The sequence below is a fragment of the Acidovorax sp. NCPPB 3576 genome (genome assembly GCF_028473605.1).
Lineage (GTDB): Bacteria > Pseudomonadota > Gammaproteobacteria > Burkholderiales > Burkholderiaceae_C > Paracidovorax.
This window is the reverse complement of record NZ_CP097267.1, coordinates 1,481,131-1,501,802: the sequence shown is the minus strand read 5'-3', so window position 1 is coordinate 1,501,802 and position 20,672 is coordinate 1,481,131. Positions and strand designations below refer to the sequence as shown.

Here is a 20,672-nt window from a genome sequence, read left to right as displayed (position 1 = left end):
CGTATTTCTGCCGCAGGGTCAGCCGGCCACTTCCTCTTGCGGCCAGTTCACCGGCGGCAGGGCTTGCAGCGCGGGCTTGGCGAAGAGGTAGCCCTGGAACAGGTGGATGCCCAGGCGGCGCAGCACCTGCAGTTCGGCTTCGGTTTCGACGCCTTCGGCCAACGCCTGCACGCCCAGGTCATCGCACAGGCCCACGATGCTGCGCACGATGGCCTGCCGCACCGGGTGACCATCGATGCCGCGCACCAGGTCCATGTCGATCTTGAGCAGATCGGGCTGGAACTCGGCCAGCAGGTTCAGGCCCGCGTAGCCGGCGCCGAAGTCGTCGATGGCGCTCAGAAAACCGTGGCGGCGGTAGGCGTGCAGGATGCCCTGCAGGTGCGCCTTGTCCGCGGCATTTTCGCGCTCCGCGATCTCGAAAATGATGCGTTCCGTGGGAAAGCCGCAGCGCTGCGCCGCCTGCAGCGTGACGCGGATGCACGCCTCGGGCTGGTACACGGCATTGGGCAGGAAGTTGATGCTCAGCCGGCAGGGCATGCCCAGCGCCGCCGCCAGTTCCACCGCCTTCACGCGGCAGGCCTGGTCGAAGGCATAGAGGTTCTGCTCGGTCACCCGGGTCAGGATGCTGTAGGCCGAGCTGCCGTCCAGCCCGCGCACCAGCGCCTCGTAGGCATACACGCTGCGGTCGCGCAGATCGACGATGGGCTGGAAGGCCATCGTGAACTCGAAATCCAGCGGCTGGCCGTCGCGGCAGGCGGCGCAGGCGGGCGAAGGGGCGGCGGCCGAACGGGCGGCGTGGGGGGAGGCGGGCGGATTCATGGACGGCGTTGGGCCATGGGCAATGGCGGAGCGGCGATCGACTCGACAGCTTACGCCCATCCGGCGGCACATCGGTCCCGAGCGCGGCCCGTGTCCCACTGGGCCGCCGGGGCATTGGCGCCCCGCGCCGCGCCATCACGCCCCCGGCCGCGCACGACGCCGGGGCCCGGCGCACCGCACCGGGCCCCTCGCCGCGCTCTTCTTCTCTCCCCTCTCTCTCTCTCTTGGTTCCTGTGGGTCCGCGTCTGCTCTCGCCCGTGTTCGCTCGCTCGTGTTCGTCGCCTGTCACGCCACCACGTGCACCAGTTGCATCATTCCCAGGTCTTCGTGGTCGAGCGCATGGCAGTGCCACACGAACTGGCCATGGAAGTCGGTGAACCGCATGCGGAAGGTGATGCTGCCCATCGGCGGCACCGGCAGCGTGTCGGCCCAGTAGGGATCGACCGGCTCGCCGTTGACCCGGACCACATAGCTGTCGTTGACGTGGATGTGGAACGGGTGCGGGTAGCGGTTGAGGTTCTGGATGGTCCACTCCTCCACCGCGCCCAGCGCCACCGTCTGCGTGGCCGTGAGCGACGACTGGAACGGCGACAGCCGGGCCTGCGGCGAGGCATCGCCGGACGAGAATACGGTGTCGGTGAAGCCATCGACGCCGTCGGACAGCGGGATGAACCAGCCCTCACCCGCCGGGATGGGCTGGGCCAGGCGCTCGCTCGTCTTGGGCAGCACGGCCAGCACCAGGCTGCGCTGCTTGCCGCCGTGGGCCGCCAGTTCCTCATCGGTGATGGGCAGGTGCTCGGCATAGCGCGGCAGGCGCGCCGGCTGGGGCAGCGGGGTGGACAGCGGCGAGCCCTCCACCACGATGCGCGCGACGATCTCGTCCTGCGACTCGCTCGACGGCGCCTTGACCGAACGCAGGTAGTACGTGCCGGGCACGTCGCTGGCCTTCACCACGATCGAATGGCGGTTGCCGGGGTACAGCGCGTTGCCAGGCCAGTGGGCGTTGTCGAACTGGTCCGACGTGGCCGCATTGATGGGCTTGAAGCGCCGGTCGAACACGTTGCCGTCCTTGGCATACGCCCAGAGCGTGTGGCCGTCCAGCACGGGATTGAACGGGTAGAACGAGGCCGTGTTGACGAAGTGCCACTGCTGCACCTCGCCCGGCCGCATCACGATGGTGGGCTGGTAGGCGCCGTTGAGCAAAAAGCCCGACGACGCGGTGCGGATGGAGTCGTAGAACGATTCCGTTTTGCCGTCGTCGGTCAGGTTGACCTTGTGCACGTGGATCGCCCGCTCGCGGATGTCCGGCGTGTCGATGAAGGTGTCCTTGGGGTCGTGGATGAGGATGGCGCCGAACATGCCGCTGGAGACCTGCACGTTGGACGACCCGTGCAGGTGGGGGTGGTACCAGTAGATGCCGTTGGTGTGGTCGGCCGGGATGGCCACCTCGTGCTGGCGGCTGGCCCCCGGCAGCACGCCGGCCTCGGCCATGTCCACCACGTAGTCGCCGAACACGCCGGGGCGGATCTCCCGCGGATCGACGTGCAGGCCGTGGAAATGCAGATTGGTGCTGTTCTGGTGGTTGAGGTAGTCCAGCGAGGACTGGCCCTTCACGTTGGCCGGCAGTTCGTTCACCAGCCGGATGCGCAGCGTGTCGCCCGGCTGCAGGTGCAGCGTGGGCGCCATGTACTGACCGTTGAAGCTGCGCAGCGCGGTCTGCACCGTCCGGGCCACGCCCGGATAGGCCGGCGGCTGCGATCCGGCGATGCGCAGCGGCTGCGCACCGTAGCGGGCGAACAGGTCCAGGCTGAGCTGGCCGCCGGACGACGTCAGTGCGGCGGGCTCGGGCAGCGTGTCCGCCGTGGCGCCGGAGGCGCTGCCGCCGCAGCCGGCCAGCGGTGCGACCACCGTGCCCAGGGAGAGCCCGAACATCCACTGCAGGCTGGCACGGCGCGTCGGCTCGGAAGGCGAGAAAGAATCGGTCATGGCGGGCCTTCAGGCGAATGCGATGGGATGGGGTCGGATCTGCACGGCGGTGGACGGAAACGCCCCGCAGGCGGACGCGCGGTTGTCGCCCCAGGCGAGCAGGCCGGTGCCGGTGCGCGCCAGCACGTGGCCGGCCCCGGCGGACAACTGCAGCACGCCGCGCAGCGCGGGCACCCGCAGCGGCCTGGCGGAAAAGGCCGTACCGTCCCGCGCGAGTTGGCCCATGCCGTTCCAGCCCCAGGCGAAGACATCGCCCTGGCGCGACAGCGCCACGGTGTAGAACATGCCCGCATCCACCTGTGCCACGGCAAAGCCGGTGCGCACCCGCACGGGCCGGGCGAAATAGCGCGCGGCCGCATCCCCCGATTGCCCGTATTGGTTGGAGCCCCAGGCCCACAGCCCGCCCTGCGCGTCCACCGCGAAGCTGTGCGTGTCGCCCGCGGCCACCTGCACGATGCGCCCGGGCAGGTCCACCCGCACCGGCACGGCGGATTCCTTCAGTGCCCCGTTGCCCAGCTGGCCGGCGGCATTGGCCCCCCAGGCCCAGACGCGGCCGGCACGGTCCAGCGCCAGCACATGCGCATGGCCAGGCGCCAGGTGCGCGATGGCGCCCAGGCCTTCGATGGCCTGCGGGCCGGATTCGCGCGACGCCGTCACGCGGCCCAGTTGCCCGTAGGCCGCCATGCCCCAGGAGCGCACCGTGCCGTCGGCCTGCAGCGCGAATGCGGCGGCTTCGGTCTGCGCCACCTGGACGACCGGGGACGGCAGGCCCGACACGCCCACGCGGTCGGCGCCGTGCTCCGGCGACACCACGGGCCGGCAAGCCACCACGGCGCCGCCCTCGCGCACGGCCAGCGTGTGGGAATGCCCATCGTGCACCGCGGTGAACGGCAGGCCCGGGTTCAGCCGCTGGGGTTGCGGCTGCGCGTAGCGGTTGTGGCCGATCTCGGTGGGGCTGGACGTGCACAGCTCGCCCGGGTAGCCGGGCGGCAGTTGGACGCCGAGCCGCTTGACGCCGCCCCAACCGTAGGCCGCACCGTCTGCGGCCAGCGCGATGGACCGGTCTCGGCCGGCACTGATGGTCAGAATTTGCATGGGTTGCGCCTCACGGGTCAGGGCATCAGCACGAGATAGGCGAACCCCTCGGCGGCGCCGATCTTGGCCTTGATCTGGATCTGCTTTTTCGATGGGGGACGCTTGAGCACTTCCACCCGTCCGGAAGGGCTGATTTGCACATTGGGGTCATCGGAAGTCCAAGACCAGACGGCCGTGTCCGGGGCCTCCGTAGCGCCCGAACTCATCACGCCCCGCAGGGTCAGGTCGTAGGAGAACGGGTATTGCTTGGTGACCTGATTGGCCGGGGACAGCAGCACGCGCTTGAGCACCGGAAGCGGCGCGCTCTGATTGCCGTAGAGCACCGCCTGGCCTTCGAGCCAGCCCGACTGGCCGGGCTGGTCCGACAGGTACCAGGGCAGTTCGGCCTTGATCGTGTAGGCACGCTCGGTACGCTCCTTGCTGCGCAACTGCACGCGGCCGCTGGTGCCGTCGTTGTTGGAGACGTGCACGTCCGACGCGTTGCTGCCCACGACGCTCCAGATGGCATCCTGGGTCACATCCTTCCACTCGTCACTGTCGGAGTACTTCGCCAACGCCCGCCCCTGCGCGGTGTCGGCATCGGACTTGAAGCCTGCGTAGAACTCGACCTTGAACGCCACGGGAACGGGCGGCTTGCGGACATACAGCACCGGCATGGTCCACGGCACGGGTGGCTGCGAGGAGCCGTATTGGGTATAGCACTTGCCGTCGCCACGGCAGAATTTGATGCGGATGTTTTCCTCGTCGCCGTTGTACAGGTTCATCACCAGCGTGCGCAGTTCATAGTCCCACTCACCCCAGGTACGATCGCGGCGCTTGTACGCATTGCGGGTGACGATATATCCCGGACCGAAGATCTTGTAGGGGCGGGAGCCCTGCCCCAGGTCCGCGAAATGGCGGTATTGGGTGGTGCCGTCCTGCTGGACCGTCAAGGGCTTGAAGCCGAAATGCCGCATGACTTGTGGCGCCGCGGCCGATACCGCATCGGCAGGCAACCGCGCGCGCACCGCTGCCCCCGGCAACAAGCTCTGCAGTTCGGTGATATCGGGCAGACGCCAGGGCAGTCCTGCGCTCGACGGATCGTCCATCAGGGCCTGATAGCCGTCGTATTCGAACATTTCCGACTTCCACATCAATCCGGTGTCGCGGTCCAGAATACTGCCATCGGCAAAAGGCTTGAGCCCATTGGGGTACATCAGCCGCTGGCGCTTGATGTTGACGTGATAGTCGTCCAGAAGCCGCTCCGCCATGGCCAGGAACGGCGGGTTGCCCGCGTGGGCCGCCTCGATTTTCAGATTGAGGGCCTGGGCCTGCCGTGCACGCGCCTGATTGAAGGCATTGAACAGGATGTCGTCATAGGCCACACCGGCGCGACCCGAATAGAACTTGGGGTGGTCGTCCAGCAGCAGCCGGATCAACCCCTTGGCATCGGCACCGGAACCCACCTGGTTGTCGTGCAGATTGTTCAGGATGAGGCTGTCGATCACAGGCTTGACGAACGTCTCCTGAAGCTGCTCATTGGAGGGCGGAGCCTCTCCGGAGGCGGTCACCAGCACCTTGTTCTTTTCATCGATGAAAGCAGCCAGAACCTCCAGGGCCGTCAGGCGGTTGATGTAGGCCGTGGAGCGCGGCACCTTTTTGATCTCATCGCCCAACCGCTTGATCTCGACCGTCAAGGCTTCCAGCTGCTTGGCCGTCGTGTCCTCGCCCTCGCCGAGCCCCAGTTCGTTCATCAAGCTGTTGAGCCCGCAGACCTGCATCAGCCAGCCTTTGACCTTGCCGCCGGCCCAATCCGTGACGTTGCCTACCAGGCCGTCCACCAATTCTTTGATGGCGGCATCGGCGCTTTTGGCGGCACCCGGCACGACAGCCTTGCCGTGCCCGAAATGCAGCGGTCCGCCCGCGTTGGCGGAGCCCCCCATCCGCTGGACCAAAGCGGCTACGCCCCCTTCAGCGGCGACAGCCTGATAGAACCGATCGGCATCGAACAGCTCGCGGTCCAGGCTGAAGCCCAGCGTCCCGATGGGAACACCCGCAGGCAACCCCAGCGAATCCAGCACCCGGGATTGCCCCTGCGCCAGGGCCATGCCCGGATGCGTGCCGAGATAGGCATCCACCAATGTGGAAAGGGGAGACAGCACCACCGCCGTGCCGGACCGGTAACCTTCGACCCGCGCAGCCAGAGACAAGCCGCGATCCACCTCCAGCTCCAGCCGCAGATCGGTCTCGGCCGTGTCCACGGACACCGTGGCGTTGCCGTCGAAGGCGGTCTGCGCCAGCGTCTTGCCCGAGGCGCCGAACACCGTGAGCGTGCCTTGGCGAGGACCCGCCAGTTCGGTATAGACCGACACTTCCAGCGCATGGGGGGCCGGGCCCACGCCGCCCTCGCCGCAGCTTCGTGTCAGGTCAAGGTACTGCGAGGGGTCGAGAGGGCTGTCCACAGGGTGCATGGGTCGTGTCCGGCAAAGCCGGTCCATTGGGGGTGATGACGAAGGCTTTTTCACGCTGAATCGGGCGGCAGGCCACCCATCCACGCATGCATCGTGACGTGTCGCCATCGACGTATCAACTGCTCATCCGGTGGGGATTTCTTCTGAATTCGGGCGCCGGATGGGCAATTGAGACAAGGGGCCATTCCAGACCCAGCGGGTGAGACGCGGAGTCCATTTCGACCCCGTTGGCCGCGCAGGGGGTTTTTCTCGACCTGTCGCGTGTGCACTACATTTCGAATGGAAACACACAGAAAGCAACAGACCGCCGAAGGAAATTCATGGCAAACGAGATCCGTCCGGCTCCCGATTCCCATCCACACCGCCGCCACGCTGCGCTGGCCAGTCCGCACGTGCCCGGGACGCTGGTGGAGGTCGCCACCGATCCCATCCCCCCACGGGAGCGCCTCGACTTCTGGCGGGAATCGGTGCTCAGCCGCATGCGCCCCGAGTCCGACGCGCCGGCCGGGGCGGCGTTCGGCGGGCGGTTGCGGCGCATCGTGGGTCAGGGTGCCGATCTGGTCGAGCATGCGAGCGAGGCCGTTCACGCCCTGCGCACCGAGGCCATGTGCCGCCAGGACGGCGCGGACGACATCAGCCTGTCGCTCATGGTGGAGTGCGACTGGGCCACCCAGGAAAACCACGGGGCGCAGCAGATCTCGGCCGGCATGCTCTACCTCGTGGACTACGCCCGGCCCGTGGAGATCCGGCGCTCCCGCCACCGCGACATGTCCCTCATCGTGTCGCGCAAGACCATCCACGACACCCTGGGCCCCGGCTTCGCCCTGCCCGACCAGCTGCCGCAGCGCCCGGGCCTGGGCAGCGTGCTGCAAACGCTGATGGCCGCCACCTGGCGCGAGGCGCCGCGCATGGGGATCGACGAACGCACCGTGGCGCTGAAAGCCTGCACCGACATGGCCCTGGCCCTGCTGCAGACATCGCAGAAAGCCGGCCTGCAGGCCGATGCGGGCCGCTTTGACGACAGCCTGTACCGGGCCGCCTGGGGCCTGGTGCGGCGCCACTGCGGCGACCCGGCCTTCGGCGCCGAGCGGCTGGCGGTGCTGCTGGAATGCTCCCGCGCTTCGCTGTACCGGTTGTTCGCACGCCATGGCGAAGGCGTGGCTGCGGCCATCTGGAGCGCCCGGCTGGAGGCGGCCTGGCAGCAGATCACCGCGACCGCAGGGGCCGGCACCGAGCGGCCCAGCCTCTCGGAGATCGCCCTACGGTGCGGGTTTTCTGACCCCTCCACCTTCCAGCGCATGTTCAAGCGCCGCTTCGGCACGAGCCCGCGCGAGGCGCGCCACCCGGCGAACTGACCTGCGGGCCGACCGGCGGGTGCCGGCACCGGCGCGTTGGGGGACAATCGCCGGGTGTCCATCCCCCAGTCGTTCATCCAGGAATTGCTCGCCCGCGTCGATGTGGTCGATATCGTCGGCCGCTATGTGCAGCTCAAGAAGGGCGGCGCCAACTTCATGGGGCTGTGCCCCTTCCACGGGGAAAAATCGCCCTCGTTCAGCGTCAGCCCCTCCAAGCAGTTCTATCACTGCTTCGGCTGCGGCAAGAACGGCAACGCCATCAGTTTTCTCATGGAGCATGCCGGCATGGGCTTCCTGGAGGCCGTGCAGGACCTGGCCCAGCAAGTGGGCCTGCAGGTGCCGCAGGACGATGTCTCGCCCCAGGAGCGCGAGCGCGCCGCCGCCCAGCGGCAAAAGCAGGCCACGCTGACCGATGTGCTCGAAAAGGCGGGCGAATCCTTTCGCAAGCACCTCAAGGATTCGCCGCGCGCGGTGGGCTACTTCAAGGGGCGCGGCGTCTCGGGCACGGTGGCCAAGCGCTACGGGCTGGGCTACGCGCCCGAGGGCTGGCGCAACCTGGCCAGCGTGTTCCCCGAGTACGACAGCCCCCTGCTGGCCGAAAGCGGCCTGGTGATCGTGAACGAGGAGGACGACAAGCGCTACGACCGCTTTCGCGACCGCGTCATGTTCCCGATCCGCAACGTGAAAGGCGAATTCATCGGCTTTGGCGGGCGCGTGCTGGGCGACGACAAGCCCAAGTACCTCAACTCGCCGGAGACGCCCGTGTTCCACAAGGGGCGAGAACTCTACGGCCTGTTCGAGGCGCGCACCGCCATCCGCGAACACGGCTACGTGCTGGTCACCGAGGGCTACATGGACGTGGTGGCACTGGCGCAGCTCGGGTTTCCGAACGCCGTGGCCACGCTGGGCACCGCCTGCACACCCGACCACGTGCACAAGCTGTTCCGCTTCACCGACACCGTGGTGTTCAGCTTCGACGGCGACGCGGCCGGCCGGCGCGCGGCGCGCAAGGCGCTCGACGGCGCCCTGCCCTACGCCACCGACACGCGCAGCGTGAAATTTTTGTTCCTGCCGGCCGAGCACGACCCTGACAGCTTCATCCGCGAACACGGCACCGAGGCTTTCGCCCGCCATGTGGGCGAGGCGCTGCCGCTCAGCCGCTTCCTGCTGGAAGCAGCCCGCGAGAACTGCGACCTGGGCACCGCCGAAGGCCGGGCCCACATGGTGAGCAACGCGCGCCCGCTGTGGTCCGCCCTGCCCGACGGCTCGCTCAAGCGGCAGTTGCTGACCGAATTGGCCGAACTGGGCCAGCTCGACGCGCGCGACCTGTCCGACCTGTGGAACCAGGCCGCAGCGCAGGACGCCAGCCGCCAGGGCGGCGGCGCGCACCGCGCGGCCTTCGGCGGCACACCGCCTCCCGCCTATGCCGACGAACCGCCCTGGGGCGCCTCGGCCCAGGACGCCGGCTGGGCGCCGGCCGGCGAACCGTCCGGCGGCGGTTACGGCTATTCCGCCAAGCCGTTTCGCAAAAACAACGGGGACTGGAAGGGCAAGGGCCGCTTTAGCAAGGAAGACGAGCGCCCCGTCCAGCCACGCCTGCCGCGCACCCCGGCCGCGAGCCGCACGGACCACGCGGTGCGGCTTTTGCTGTCGCACATGGAGTTCCTGGAAGACCTGGCCCATGAAGACCATGCGGTGCTGTGCGCCCAGCCGGCGCCGCATGGGCCGCTGTTCACCTGGCTGGAGGGCCAACTGCACGAACACGGCCCGCTCGCCTGGGCCGTGCTGCGCGAGAGCCTGCGCGGGCACGAATGCGAAGGGCTGGCGGAGCGGGTGATGACCGGCTCGCACGCCCAGACCGAGGGCGACGTGCAGGAGTTGCGGGCCGAGCTGCGCGACCTGCTCAACCGCATGCTCATCGAGGAACTCAAGCGCCAGCAAAACGAGCTCATCCTTTTGGCCGCGCGCGACCCTGCGGCGCTGGCCCAATACCAGGCGCTGGAGCAGCGGCTCAAGGCATTGCGCGGAATTTCGCTCAAACCGGCTTGAAATTCCCCTTGGCCGCTATAATGTAGGGTTCATCGGCAAGAGCGACAGCAGCACCTCCGGGCCGGGCAACCGTGACACACACGCACGACCGCCCTTCACACCGCAAGGACTGCACACCAAATGTTCGCCCACACATCTTGCCCCTGAGGGTCGCTCCCTCGAACCGCGAAGGCTCCGGCCTTTGCCGTGCCACCCGCGCCGGGATCCATGGCGCTTGCGTTTTCTTTGTGTCCGTTTTTGATCCTGAGGTGTCCATGCCCGCTCAAAAGTCCGCGAAGTCGCCCAAGTCCGCCCCAGGCTCCGCCGCGAAGGCCGCTTCCAAACCTGCTGCCAAAGCCGCAACGACCGAGCCCAAGAAGGCCCTGGCCGCCGCTGCTCCAGCCGCCAAGAAAGTCCATACCGTGCCCGTGAACAAGTCCTCTGACAAGGCCGAAGCCTCCGAAGAACTCAAGAAGCCCGCCCGCGCCAAAGCCGCTGCGGCCTCCGCTGACGACGAAACGCCCAAGAAGCGCCCTGGCCGCCCGGCCAAGGCCGCCGGCGCCGCCGCTGCCGACAAGGCGCCCGCCAAGCGGGGCCGCAAGCCCAAGGCCGGCGCAGACGATGATGCCGTGGGCGACGATGCCGACCTGTCGGACATCGAAGCCGACCTCGAAGGCGAGCCCGAAGCCGAAGCCACCCCCACGGCCACGGTCGAGAAGGTCAAGCCCCTTCGCATGAAGATCAGCAAGGCGAAGGAACGCGCCTTGATGAAGGAATTCGGCCTGGACGAGACGGTCCTGTCCGAGGAAGACCTGGCCAAGCGCCGCTCTCGCCTGAAGACCCTGATCACCCTGGGCAAGACGCGCGGCTACCTGACGCAGGTCGAAATCTCCGACCACTTGCCCGACAAGCTGGTCGATGCCGAGACGATGGAAGTCGTGGTCACGATGCTCAACGACATGGGTGTGGCCGTGTACGAGCAGACGCCCGATGCCGAGACTCTGTTCCAGAACAACGTGACGCCCACCGCGGCGACCGTCGAAGAAGCGGAAGAGGAAGCCGAAGCGGCCCTGTCCACCGTGGACAGCGAATTCGGCCGAACCACCGACCCCGTGCGCATGTACATGCGCGAAATGGGCACGGTGGAGCTGCTCACCCGCGAAGGCGAAATCGAAATCGCCAAGCGCATCGAAGGCGGCCTGCAGGCCATGATGGAGGCGATCAGCGCATCGCCCGCCACCATCGCCGAGATCCTGAACATGGGCGAAGAGATTCGCGAGGGCAAGGTCGTCATCTCCACCATCGTGGACGGCTTCTCCAACCCCAATGAAGCCGACGATTACGTGGCCGAAGAAGACTTCGACGAATTCGACGAAGAGGACGACGACGACGGCAAGGGCGGCTCCAAGGCGCTGACCAAGAAGCTCGAGGAATTGAAGCGCGAAGCCCTTTCCCGCTTCGACACCATGCGTTCGCTGTTCGAGAAGGTCCACAAGATCTACGACAAGGAAGGCTACGGCACGCCCGCGTACATGAAGGCACAGCAGGCCCTGTCGGCGGAGCTGATGACCATCCGCTTCACCGCCAAGACCATCGAGAAGCTGTGCGACATGGTGCGTGGCCAGGTGGACGACGTGCGCAAGAAAGAGCGCGAGCTGCGCCGCATCATCGTGGACAAGTGCGGCATGCCGCAGGAAACCTTCATCAAGGAATTTCCGCCCAACCTGCTGAACCTCAAGTGGGTGGAAAAGCAGGCCGCGTCCGGCAAGCCCTGGAGCACCGTGCTGCAGCGCAATATTCCGCCCGTGCAGGAACTGCAGCAGCGCCTGATGGACCTGCAGGCGCGCGTCGTGGTGCCGCTGCCCCAGCTCAAGGACATCAACAAGCGCATGAACGAGGGCGAATCGTCCTCGCGCGATGCCAAGAAGGAAATGATCGAGGCCAACCTGCGCCTCGTGATCTCCATCGCCAAGAAGTACACGAACCGCGGCCTGCAGTTCCTCGATTTGATCCAGGAAGGCAACATCGGCCTGATGAAGGCGGTGGACAAGTTCGAATACCGCCGCGGCTACAAATTCTCGACCTACGCCACGTGGTGGATCCGCCAGGCCATCACGCGCTCGATCGCCGATCAGGCCCGCACCATCCGCATTCCGGTGCACATGATCGAGACGATCAACAAGATGAACCGCATCTCGCGCCAGCATCTGCAGGAGTTCGGCTTCGAGCCCGATGCATCCATCCTGGCCGCGAAGATGGAGATTCCGGAAGACAAGATCCGCAAGATCATGAAGATCGCCAAAGAGCCGATCTCCATGGAAACGCCGATCGGCGACGACGACGACAGCCACCTGGGCGACTTCATCGAGGACGGTGCCAACACCGCCCCGATCGACGCCGCCATGCAGGCTGGCCTGCGCGACGTGGTCAAGGACATCCTGGACGGCCTCACGCCGCGCGAAGCCAAGGTGCTGCGCATGCGCTTCGGGATCGAAATGTCCACCGACCACACGCTGGAAGAAGTGGGCAAGCAGTTCGACGTGACGCGCGAGCGCATCCGCCAGATAGAAGCCAAGGCGCTGCGCAAGCTCAAGCACCCCAGCCGTTCCGACAAGCTGCGCAGCTTCATCGACTCGCTGTAAGCGGCAGCATCCGCAAAAAGCCGACTCACCTCGGCCTGCGCGATCCAAAGCCTGTCCCCGCCTTGCGGGGACAGGCTTTTTTCATGGCTGGATGTTTTCCCGAAAGCACCCTTTGGGCCTTGCAGGAAAGAGCCCCACCACCCTCCGAAAAATGGCCGGACGCCACATGCGGCGCTGGGCCAGACATGCGAAATTGGCACGTGTTGCTTTCCAAAAATTCGCTTTTGGTTTGAAAATCTGAAACATAGACTTACGAAAGACATTGCACTGCCAGCAAGTTTCCACGCAGATGGAGAGGGAGAGAGGAGGGAAGCCGAAGCGGCTGGCCCATGGGGCGAAACGCGCGCCGCAATCGAGGAAGTGAAGTGCGCGCCATCCGCAACTCCGTCAAAGAACATGCGGGTGGCGCATTTTTTTCTGGCCCACCAAGAAAGAACCACTTCCCATGAACCACCGATTTTTCGGAAACCTTCGCATCGGCCCCCGCATCACGCTGGCGTTTCTTTCGACGATCGCATTGCTGATCCTGGTGGCGGGCATCTCCATGTCGGCACTGGGCAACGTGAACCAGGCACTCACGCTGGTGACCAAGGACTATTACGTGAAGGTCCGGCTGCTAACCGACATTTCCGACGAGGTCGATCAGCAGGCCCGCTACGTGCGCAACCTGGTGATCTTCGATGACGCGGCCCAGCGGGCGCAGGAGATCAAGGGCATCGAAGGCAGCCGCGAACTCATCACCGGCATGTACGCCAAACTCACGCCCACAGTGCAAAGCGACACGGGCAAGCGGCTGCTCGCAGATACGCTGGAGCAGCGTGCCGCCTATTCGAAGGACGTGGACGCCTTCCTTTCGCTGATCCGCGCAAGCCAGACCGAGGAAGCCAAGGGCCTGCTGGCCAACACGCTGCGGCGCAACCAGTTGGCCTACATGGCAACCCTCGACAAGATGTCCGATCACCAGCAGCAGCAGATGGACAAGGCCAGCGACGGCGCGGACCGCGAGGTGAAGACGGGCTTTCAGCTCATCATCGGCATCGCTTGCGCGGCAGTGGCCGTGTCCTTCGTGCTGGGCTGGCTCATCACGCGCTCCATCACCCGCCCCATCGGCCGCGCCGTGCTGATCGCCGAAACCGTGGCCGCGGGCGACTTGACGTCGCACATCTAGGTGAACAGCAAGGACGAAGTGGGCCAGTTGCTCAATGCGCTGCAGCGCATGAACGCAAGCCTGGTGCAGATCGTGGGCAACGTGCGTACGAGTGCCGACTCCATCGCGACGGGCTCGGTGCAGATCGCCAATGGCAATGCCGACCTGAGCCAGCGCACCGAGGAACAGGCCAGCAACCTCGAGGAGACCGCAGCGTCGATGGAGGAGCTGACCTCCACCGTGCAGCAGAACGCGGACTCCGCCCGCCGCGCGCACCAGCTGGCCGCCGGCGCTTCGGCCGTGGCCACGCAGGGCGGCTCGGTGGTGAGCAACGTGGTGTCCACCATGCAGGACATCCAGCAAAGCTCCAGCCGCATGGCGGAGATCATCGGCGTGATCGATGGCATTGCCTTCCAGACCAACATCCTCGCGCTGAACGCGGCGGTGGAGGCGGCCCGTGCGGGCGAGCAAGGCCGCGGCTTCGCGGTGGTGGCCAGCGAGGTGCGCTCGCTCGCGGGCCGCTCGGCGGAGGCCGCCAAGGAGATCAAGGCGATGATCGAAGCCAGCGTTTCGCGCGTGAGCTCCGGCAGCGATCTGGTCGCCCAGGCAGGCCGCACCATGGACGAGGTGGTGTCGCAGGTCACGCAGGTGTCCACGCTGCTGTCGGAGATCAGCGCGGCCAGCGCCGAGCAGTCGAGCGGGATCAACCAGGTGGGCGATGCGGTGCAGCAACTCGACCAGGTCACGCAGCAGAACGCCGCACTGGTGGAGGAAAGCGCGGCAGCGGCGGACAGCCTGAAGTTCCAGGCCGAATCGCTCTCGCGCATGGTGGCCCAGTTCCGCCTGCCGGGCGACACCGATACCGGCACGGCCGCCCCTGCGGCCGCCACCGCCCGCAGTGCCAGCCGCCCTGGCGCGTTGCCGGCACCCTCGCAGCGGCTGATCGGCTCGTCAGGCGCCTACTGAAGCCAACGGCACCGCCCGGCGGGTTCAGCAGCCCAGCTGGCGCACCTGGAAGTAGTCCTGGGCGAGGTCCAGCCAGGCGCGCGCCGCGGGCGTGTGGGGCACGCCGCGGCGCCACGCCAGCGTGAAGTGCCAGATGGAGGGCAGATCGTCCACGTCGAGGTAGCACACGCCGGGGTGCTTGTTCCAGCGCGTGATGACGCGCGGCAGCAGGATCACCCCGAGTTGCTGCGCCACCAGTTGCATCATGAAATCGACCTGGCCGGTGCCCATCACCGACACGCTGGGCCGCACGCCTTGCCGGGCACAGGCCTGCAGGATGGCCTGGTTCACGGTCGTGCCCTCTTCGAACAGGATGAGCGGCCATTGCGCCAGGGCAGCGAGCGAAATGCGCGTGGTGCCGCTGGGCACGAAGGCCTGCGGCACCATGGCGACCACGGGCTCGGTGCGCACATGCTGCCATTCGAAGTCATGGGCGGCCGGCGCCAACAGCGCCGCCAGTTCCACCTCGCCCGCACGCATTTGCGATTCCAGCCGGTCGAGCGGCTCGACCACCATGGTGACATCGATGGCCGGAAAGCGCCGCCGGAACTCGGTGAACAGCCCCGCGTAGTACGCGCTGGTGCCCATGCGGGGAAAGCCGATGCGCAGGCTGCCGCGCTGCACCTGCTGCATTTCCGCCAGCTCGCCCTCCAGCCCGCGCACCTCTTGCAGGATGTTCACCGCGCGGCGAAGCAGCAGGTCGCCCGCGGCGGTCAGGCCCTTGCCCCGGCCCGAGCGCGCGAGCAGTTGCACGCCCATTTCGGATTCGAGGCCCTTCATCGCCTTGCTGACCGCCGACTGCGTGGCACACACCACCTTGGCCGCTTCGGCGAAGCTGCCGTGTTTGGCGATTTCCACGAAAAGGCGAAGGGTCTTGATGTCCATGGGGATGGGTGGGCGCGAAAGGACACGAGAACAACGACCATACAAGCAAATACCGCCCCTTCACTGCGCCTCGGCCAGCATAAAGGCACGCGCATGCCCCGCGCCACCCCCAATGTCAAACGCCCGGCATCGCATGGCGAAGCCGGGCAGCAGGGCGATGCCACCGGGGCACCGATCATGATCAAAAAGGCCATCAGCGCATATTCCACTAGGGCATATTGCTCACTTTTTAATAGCAAACCTCCCCAAACCTTTTTCAGGAAGCCAGCGCACGCATCTCCGCGATCAGGTCGGATTTGCCCTCGAACCCGATGCCCGGCAACGGCGGCAGCGTGACGTAGCCGCTCTCCACCTTCACGCCGTCCGGAAAGCCGCCGTAGGGCTGGAACAGGTCGGGATAGCTCTCGTTGCCGCCCAGGCCCAGGCCCGCCGCGATGGCCAGCGACATCTGGTGGCCGCCGTGGGGGATGCAGCGGCTGGGGGACCAGCCATGGTCCTTGAGCATGTCCAGCGTGCGCAGGTATTCGACCAGGCCGTAGCTCAGGGCGCAGTCGAACTGCAGCCAGTCGCGGTCCTTGTGCATGCCGCCGTGGCGGATGAGGTTGCGCGCGTCCTGCATCGAAAACAGGTTCTCGCCCGTGGCCATGGGGCCCTGGTACACCTCTCCCAGCTTGGCCTGCAGTTCGTAGTCGAGCGGGTCGCCCGCCTCTTCGTACCAGAACAGCGGGTACTGGGACAGGGCGCGGCCGTAGTCGATGGCGGTCGGCAGGTCGAACCGGCCGTTGGCATCCACCGCCAGTTGCTGGCCCGGGCCGAGGATCTTGAGCACCGACTCGATGCGCTCGCAATCGTCGGCCAGCGAGGCGCCGCCGATCTTCATCTTGACCACCGAATAGCCGCGCGCCAGGTAGCTCTCCATTTCCTTCTTGAGGCCGTCCAGCCCCTTGCCGGGGTAGTAGTAGCCGCCGGCGGCATACACGAAGACGCGCGGGTCGGGCGTGCCGTTGCCGTAGCGTTCGGCCAGCAACTGATAGAGCGGCTGGCCGGCGATCTTGGCCACCGCGTCCCACACGGCCATGTCGATGGTGCCCACGGCCACCGAGCGCTCGCCGTGGCCGCCGGGCTTTTCGTTGATCATCATGCGGGCCCAGACCTTGTGCGGGTCGAGGTTCTCGCCCGTCGCATCCACCAGCGTGGCGGGGTCGGCTTCGAGCACGCGCGGGATGAAGCGGTCGCGCATCAGCGCGCCCTGGCCGTAGCGGCCGTTGGAATTGAAGCCGTAGCCGATCACCGGCTTGCCGTCGCGGACCACGTCGGTGACGACGGCCACCAGGCTCAGGGTCATCTTCGAAAAATCGATGTAGGCGTTGCGGATGTCCGATTGGATCGGGCGGGTGGATTCGACGATATCGACGATTTTCATGGTGGTCGGGTGGTTGAGAAAAGAAGGATCAGCGGGCGAGCGAAGAGCCCCCGCAGATGGCGATGTCCTGCCCCGTGATGGCCGCCGCCGGTGGCGACAACAGGTAGCCCACGAGCGCGGCGATCTCGCCGGGCTCGATGAGGCGGCCGATGGGCGGCAGGCGCGGTGCGCTGCCGGCGCGGGCCGGGTCGTTCAGCATGCCGGTGGCCGTGGCGGCGGGCGAGACGACGTTCACCGTCACGCCCTGCCCCGCCACTTCGGCCGCCCAGCTGCGCGCCAGCGCGACCAGCGCCGCCTTGGTGGCCGCGTACTGGCCGCGCCCGGGCATGCCCTGCGCCACGCGGCTGCCGATGAACACCACCCGGCCCTGCCCGCGCGCGGCCATGGCGGGCACGATGGCATCGGCCAGGCGCGTGGCGGCATCGACGTGCAGGCGCCACATCAGCTCGCCGCCCGCGTGGTCCAGCCGGCCCAGCGGGCCCACGCGCAGCACGCCGGCGGCATGCACCAGGGCCTGGACGGCCGGCAGCCCCGCGGCGGCACGGGCGATGTCTTCGCCATCGGCCAGATCCACGGCCACGGGCGTGAACGCGGCGTGTTCGATGGTCGGCGCGGCCACGTCCAGCCCGCTCACGTGCCAGCCCGCCGCCAGCAGCGATTCGGCGATGGCGCGGCCGATGCCGCTGCTGCTGCCGGTGACGGCGGCATGGGCGCCGGGTGGCGGCGTGCCGTCATTCCGCACGGATATTGCCCTCGGTCACGATCTTCTGGGAGCGCTCCATGTCGGCGCGCTGGAACCTGGCGAAGTCGTCCACGCTGCCCGGCGTGACGAGCAGGCCCTGGTCCTTGAGCTTCTGGGCCATGTCGCCGGCCAGGGCCTTGTTCACCTCGGCGTTCAGGCGCTGCACCAGCGCGGGCGGCGTCTTGGCCGGGGCCCACAGGCCGTACCAGCTGTAGAACTCGAAGCCGGGAAGGGTCTCGGCCACCGTGGGCACGTCGGGCAGGTTAGGCACGCGCTGGGCGGAGGTCACGGCCACCACTTTCAGCATGCCGCTCTTGTGGTACTGGAGCGAGCCGAGGATGGGGTCGATGAAGCCGTCGATCTGCCCGCCGATCAGGTCCTGGAAGGCCGGGGCCGTGCCCTTGTAGGGCACGATGAGGTAGTCGATCTTGCCGGCCCGTTTCAGCAGCTCGGTCGAGAGATGCCCCGCCGACCCGATGGAGCCCACGGCGAAGGTCATCTTGCCGGGGTGGCTCCTGGCGTAGCCCAGCAGGGATTGGATGTCGGTCACCGGCAGGTCCTTGTTGACCGCCACCGACAAGGGCGCCTTGGCCACCAGCGCCACGGGCGCGAAGTCCCGCGTGACGCTGAACGGGACCGACTTGAGCGTCATCGGCGCGGTCGTGAAGGTGGAGGCGCTGAACAGCAGCGTGTAGCCGTGCGCCGGGGCCTTGGCGACCGTGTCGCCGCCGATCACGCCGCTGCCGCCGGGCTTGTTGTCGATGATGAACGTCTGACCCGTCTGCTCACCCAGCTTTTGCGCCAGCATGCGGCCCACGGCATCGAGCGTTCCGCCCGGCGGGAAGGGGATCACCACGCGCACCGGCTTGGCCGGATAGGTCTGCGCGAAAACGCTGGTGGTGGCCGCGGCGAGCGCCAGGGCGCCGAGCACGGCGCGGAGGAATGGCTTGCGTTGCATGGCTTGTCTCCTGTCTTTATGGGGGTTGCGAATGTCCGGTGCGGGCCGTGCGGTGCGGCCCGTCTTGTCATGGCGTCCGCCCAAGTCAGCGCTGGAGCAGGCCCGCCTGCCGCACGGCGGCGCGCAGAGCCTCGACCTCCTGTGCGTTGGGCGCCTCGGTGGGCGGGCGCACGGTGGCGTCGTCGATCACGCCGGCCAGGTACATGCCGCCCTTCATGCGCGCATGGGCCTCGCCCGTGGGCTCGCCGCCGCCGTACACCGCGTCCTTGAGCGGCGTGATGACCGCCTGCACGGCCATGGCTTTCTTCAGGTCGCCGGCCTTCACGGCGTTCCACAGGTCGATGATGAGTTGCGGAATGAAGGTGGCAAAGCCCACCAGCGCGCCATCGACGCCCTGCACCATCGAGGCCAGCAGGTATTCGTCGTGGCAGGTCAGGATGGCCTTGGAGGCATCGGCCTCGCGGATCGCCTGGATGTCGCGGGCGTACTTGTTCATGTCGCGCTGGCCCACCTTGAAGGCCTGCAGGTAGGGCAGCCGGGCCAGTTCGGCCAGCAACTGCGACGAGTACGAAGCACGCGTCCAGGCCGGGTACACGTGGCACACCAGATCCAGGCCCGGCGCGGCCCGGTGGATGGCCTCGAAATACTGCAGCGCATGGCCCGGCGTGAAGCCGAAGCGCAGCCAGTGGTGGGGGGGCATGACATCCAGCGCCACGGCGCCGGCGGCCTGGGCGGCGCGGGCATGTTCGGCGGCTTCGGCCAGGCCCTCGCAGACGATGGAGGAGATGACGGGCGTGCGGCCCTTCAGCTCGTCGGCCACGATGCGGGTGACCTCGGCGCGCTCGGCGGGTGTGAGGGAAAACACCTCGCCGGTGTGCCCGTTGGTCATGATGGCCACCACGCCCTCGTGGCCGGCCAGCCAGGCGGCGAGCTTGCGCAGGGCGGGCTCGTCGATGCGGTGGTCGGGGGTGAAGGGGCACGAGATGGCGGGGATGATCCCGCGATAATTCGCGATGGAAGGCATTCAAGGTCTCCGTGATGGGTGCAGGGGAACGACAACGCAGCGGATCTTCCGGCGACGGCCCCGCACCGTCCAATACCCGAATCGCATACATCTATCTGCACGGAACACGACGCCCATGGGACCTGGCAACCGCCCCCTCGATCTGGAATGGCTGGAAGACTTCCTGGCGCTGGCCGAGTGCGGCAATTTCTCGCGCGCGGCCGAGGCCCGGGCCATCGCCCAGCCCGCGTTCAGCCGCCACATCCGCGCGCTGGAGGAATGGGTGGGCGTGGAGCTGTTCGACCGCAGCGCCCACCCGGCCGCGCTCACGCCGGCGGGGCAGCGCTTTCTGCCGCTGATGGAAACCCTGCTGGCCAACCTGGAGGCCGCGCGCATCAAGGCGCGCGCCGCGCACGATACGGCGGCCGCCAGCCTGCGCTTCGCGGCCACGCACGTGCTGTCGCTCACGTTCTTTCCGCGCTGGCTGGGCCACCTGGAGGCGCAACTGCGCCTGGGGCCGATACAGACCATGTCGGACAGCTCCCGCGCGTGCGAAGACCTGGCGCTGCAGCGGCGCGTGCAGTTCGTGCTGTGCCACGGACACGCCGAAGCGCCAGGCCGCCTGGACGACGCGCAATACCCCATGCAGCGGCTGTCGGACGACGTGCTGCAGCCGGTGAGCGCGGCGGGCCCCGCCGGCGGTCCGCTGCACGCCATCGGCCGGGACGGCGCGCCGCTGCCCCTGCTGGCGTACAGCGACGCCTCGGGCCTGGGCCGCATCATGCGGGCGCGGATGCGCGGCGTGTACGGCGATGGTGTGGAGTCGGCCGTGCCGGGCGGTGTGGCGGTGGTGTTCACCGCGCACCACGCGGTGCTGCTCAAGACCATGGCGCTGGAGGGGCGCGGCGTGGCCTGGCTGCCGCGCAGCCTCATCGCCGACGAACTGCGGGCCGGCACGCTGGTGGCCGCCGGCGATGAGGCCTGGAACGTGCCGGTGGAGATCCGCCTGTACCGCCAGCGCGCCGAAATGTCGCCCGTGGCCGAGTCGCTCTGGGCATTGGCCATGGCCGATGCCATTCCAGCCCGATAGCCTCTGCGCCTTAGTATTCATTGCCCTTTTTGCTACTATTTTTA

The 20,672-nt window shown here is 67.4% G+C and carries 15 protein-coding genes; 6 read left to right on the top strand and 9 right to left on the bottom strand.

Annotated elements, in window-relative coordinates:
• Window positions 1–18: 18 nt before the first annotated feature.
• The 4 genes from M5C98_RS06990 to M5C98_RS06975 all read right to left on the bottom strand — a co-directional run bounded on the left by M5C98_RS06990 (window position 19) and on the right by M5C98_RS06975 (window position 6,350).
• Entirely contained in the window at window positions 19–819 is an 801-nt protein-coding gene (locus tag M5C98_RS06990) for an EAL domain-containing protein (RefSeq protein ID WP_272551840.1), read from the bottom strand.
• A gap of 285 nt (window positions 820–1,104) precedes the next feature.
• Complete coding sequence (locus tag M5C98_RS06985) at window positions 1,105–2,805, bottom strand: multicopper oxidase family protein (RefSeq protein ID WP_272551839.1); 1,701 nt, start codon at window positions 2,803–2,805, stop codon at window positions 1,105–1,107.
• 9 nt (window positions 2,806–2,814) lie between these two features.
• Entirely contained in the window at window positions 2,815–3,900 is a 1,086-nt protein-coding gene (locus tag M5C98_RS06980) for an RCC1 domain-containing protein (protein ID WP_272551838.1), read from the bottom strand.
• 17 nt (window positions 3,901–3,917) lie between these two features.
• Window positions 3,918–6,350: a hypothetical protein gene (locus M5C98_RS06975; RefSeq protein ID WP_272551837.1), complete on the bottom strand. Its 2,433-nt coding sequence runs from the start codon at window positions 6,348–6,350 to the stop codon at window positions 3,918–3,920.
• A 320-nt stretch (window positions 6,351–6,670) separates the two neighbouring features.
• Between M5C98_RS06975 and M5C98_RS06970 the strand changes: the two genes are divergently transcribed.
• From M5C98_RS06970 to M5C98_RS06950, 5 genes are all read left to right on the top strand, one after another.
• A complete protein-coding gene (locus M5C98_RS06970; RefSeq protein WP_272551836.1) occupies window positions 6,671–7,705 on the top strand; it encodes a helix-turn-helix domain-containing protein in 1,035 nt (344 codons plus the stop codon).
• Between the two features lie 54 nt (window positions 7,706–7,759).
• The gene (dnaG, locus tag M5C98_RS06965; protein WP_272551835.1) at window positions 7,760–9,754 is read left to right on the top strand and encodes a DNA primase; all 1,995 of its coding nucleotides are present in this window, start codon (window positions 7,760–7,762) and stop codon (window positions 9,752–9,754) included.
• Between the two features lie 254 nt (window positions 9,755–10,008).
• Window positions 10,009–12,375: an RNA polymerase sigma factor RpoD gene (gene rpoD / locus M5C98_RS06960; RefSeq protein ID WP_272551833.1), complete on the top strand. Its 2,367-nt coding sequence runs from the start codon at window positions 10,009–10,011 to the stop codon at window positions 12,373–12,375.
• 445 nt (window positions 12,376–12,820) lie between these two features.
• On the top strand, window positions 12,821–13,543 hold the full coding sequence (locus tag M5C98_RS06955; protein WP_272551832.1) for an MCP four helix bundle domain-containing protein: 723 nt from the start codon (window positions 12,821–12,823) through the stop codon (window positions 13,541–13,543).
• Window positions 13,544–14,488: a methyl-accepting chemotaxis protein gene (locus M5C98_RS06950; RefSeq protein ID WP_272551831.1), complete on the top strand. Its 945-nt coding sequence runs from the start codon at window positions 13,544–13,546 to the stop codon at window positions 14,486–14,488. It abuts the gene before it with no gap.
• A gap of 24 nt (window positions 14,489–14,512) precedes the next feature.
• Here the strand turns inward: M5C98_RS06950 and M5C98_RS06945 are convergent, their stop codons facing one another.
• The 5 genes from M5C98_RS06945 to M5C98_RS06925 all read right to left on the bottom strand — a co-directional run bounded on the left by M5C98_RS06945 (window position 14,513) and on the right by M5C98_RS06925 (window position 19,559).
• Entirely contained in the window at window positions 14,513–15,412 is a 900-nt protein-coding gene (locus M5C98_RS06945) for a LysR family transcriptional regulator (RefSeq protein WP_272551830.1), read from the bottom strand.
• A gap of 256 nt (window positions 15,413–15,668) precedes the next feature.
• A complete protein-coding gene (locus M5C98_RS06940) occupies window positions 15,669–16,835 on the bottom strand; it encodes a mandelate racemase/muconate lactonizing enzyme family protein (protein ID WP_272551829.1) in 1,167 nt (388 codons plus the stop codon).
• A gap of 28 nt (window positions 16,836–16,863) precedes the next feature.
• Complete coding sequence (locus M5C98_RS06935; RefSeq protein WP_272551828.1) at window positions 16,864–17,577, bottom strand: SDR family NAD(P)-dependent oxidoreductase; 714 nt, start codon at window positions 17,575–17,577, stop codon at window positions 16,864–16,866.
• Entirely contained in the window at window positions 17,567–18,535 is a 969-nt protein-coding gene (locus M5C98_RS06930; RefSeq protein ID WP_272551827.1) for a Bug family tripartite tricarboxylate transporter substrate binding protein, read from the bottom strand. Before M5C98_RS06930 ends, M5C98_RS06935 begins: the two co-directional genes overlap by 11 nt.
• A gap of 85 nt (window positions 18,536–18,620) precedes the next feature.
• Window positions 18,621–19,559 (bottom strand): dihydrodipicolinate synthase family protein, encoded by a 939-nt coding sequence (locus M5C98_RS06925; protein ID WP_272551826.1) that lies wholly within the window; start codon window positions 19,557–19,559, stop codon window positions 18,621–18,623.
• A 115-nt stretch (window positions 19,560–19,674) separates the two neighbouring features.
• On the opposite strand from M5C98_RS06925, the gene M5C98_RS06920 reads away from it, so the two are divergent.
• Window positions 19,675–20,628: a LysR family transcriptional regulator gene (locus M5C98_RS06920; RefSeq protein ID WP_272551824.1), complete on the top strand. Its 954-nt coding sequence runs from the start codon at window positions 19,675–19,677 to the stop codon at window positions 20,626–20,628.
• The last annotated feature ends 44 nt before the right edge of the window (window positions 20,629–20,672 follow it).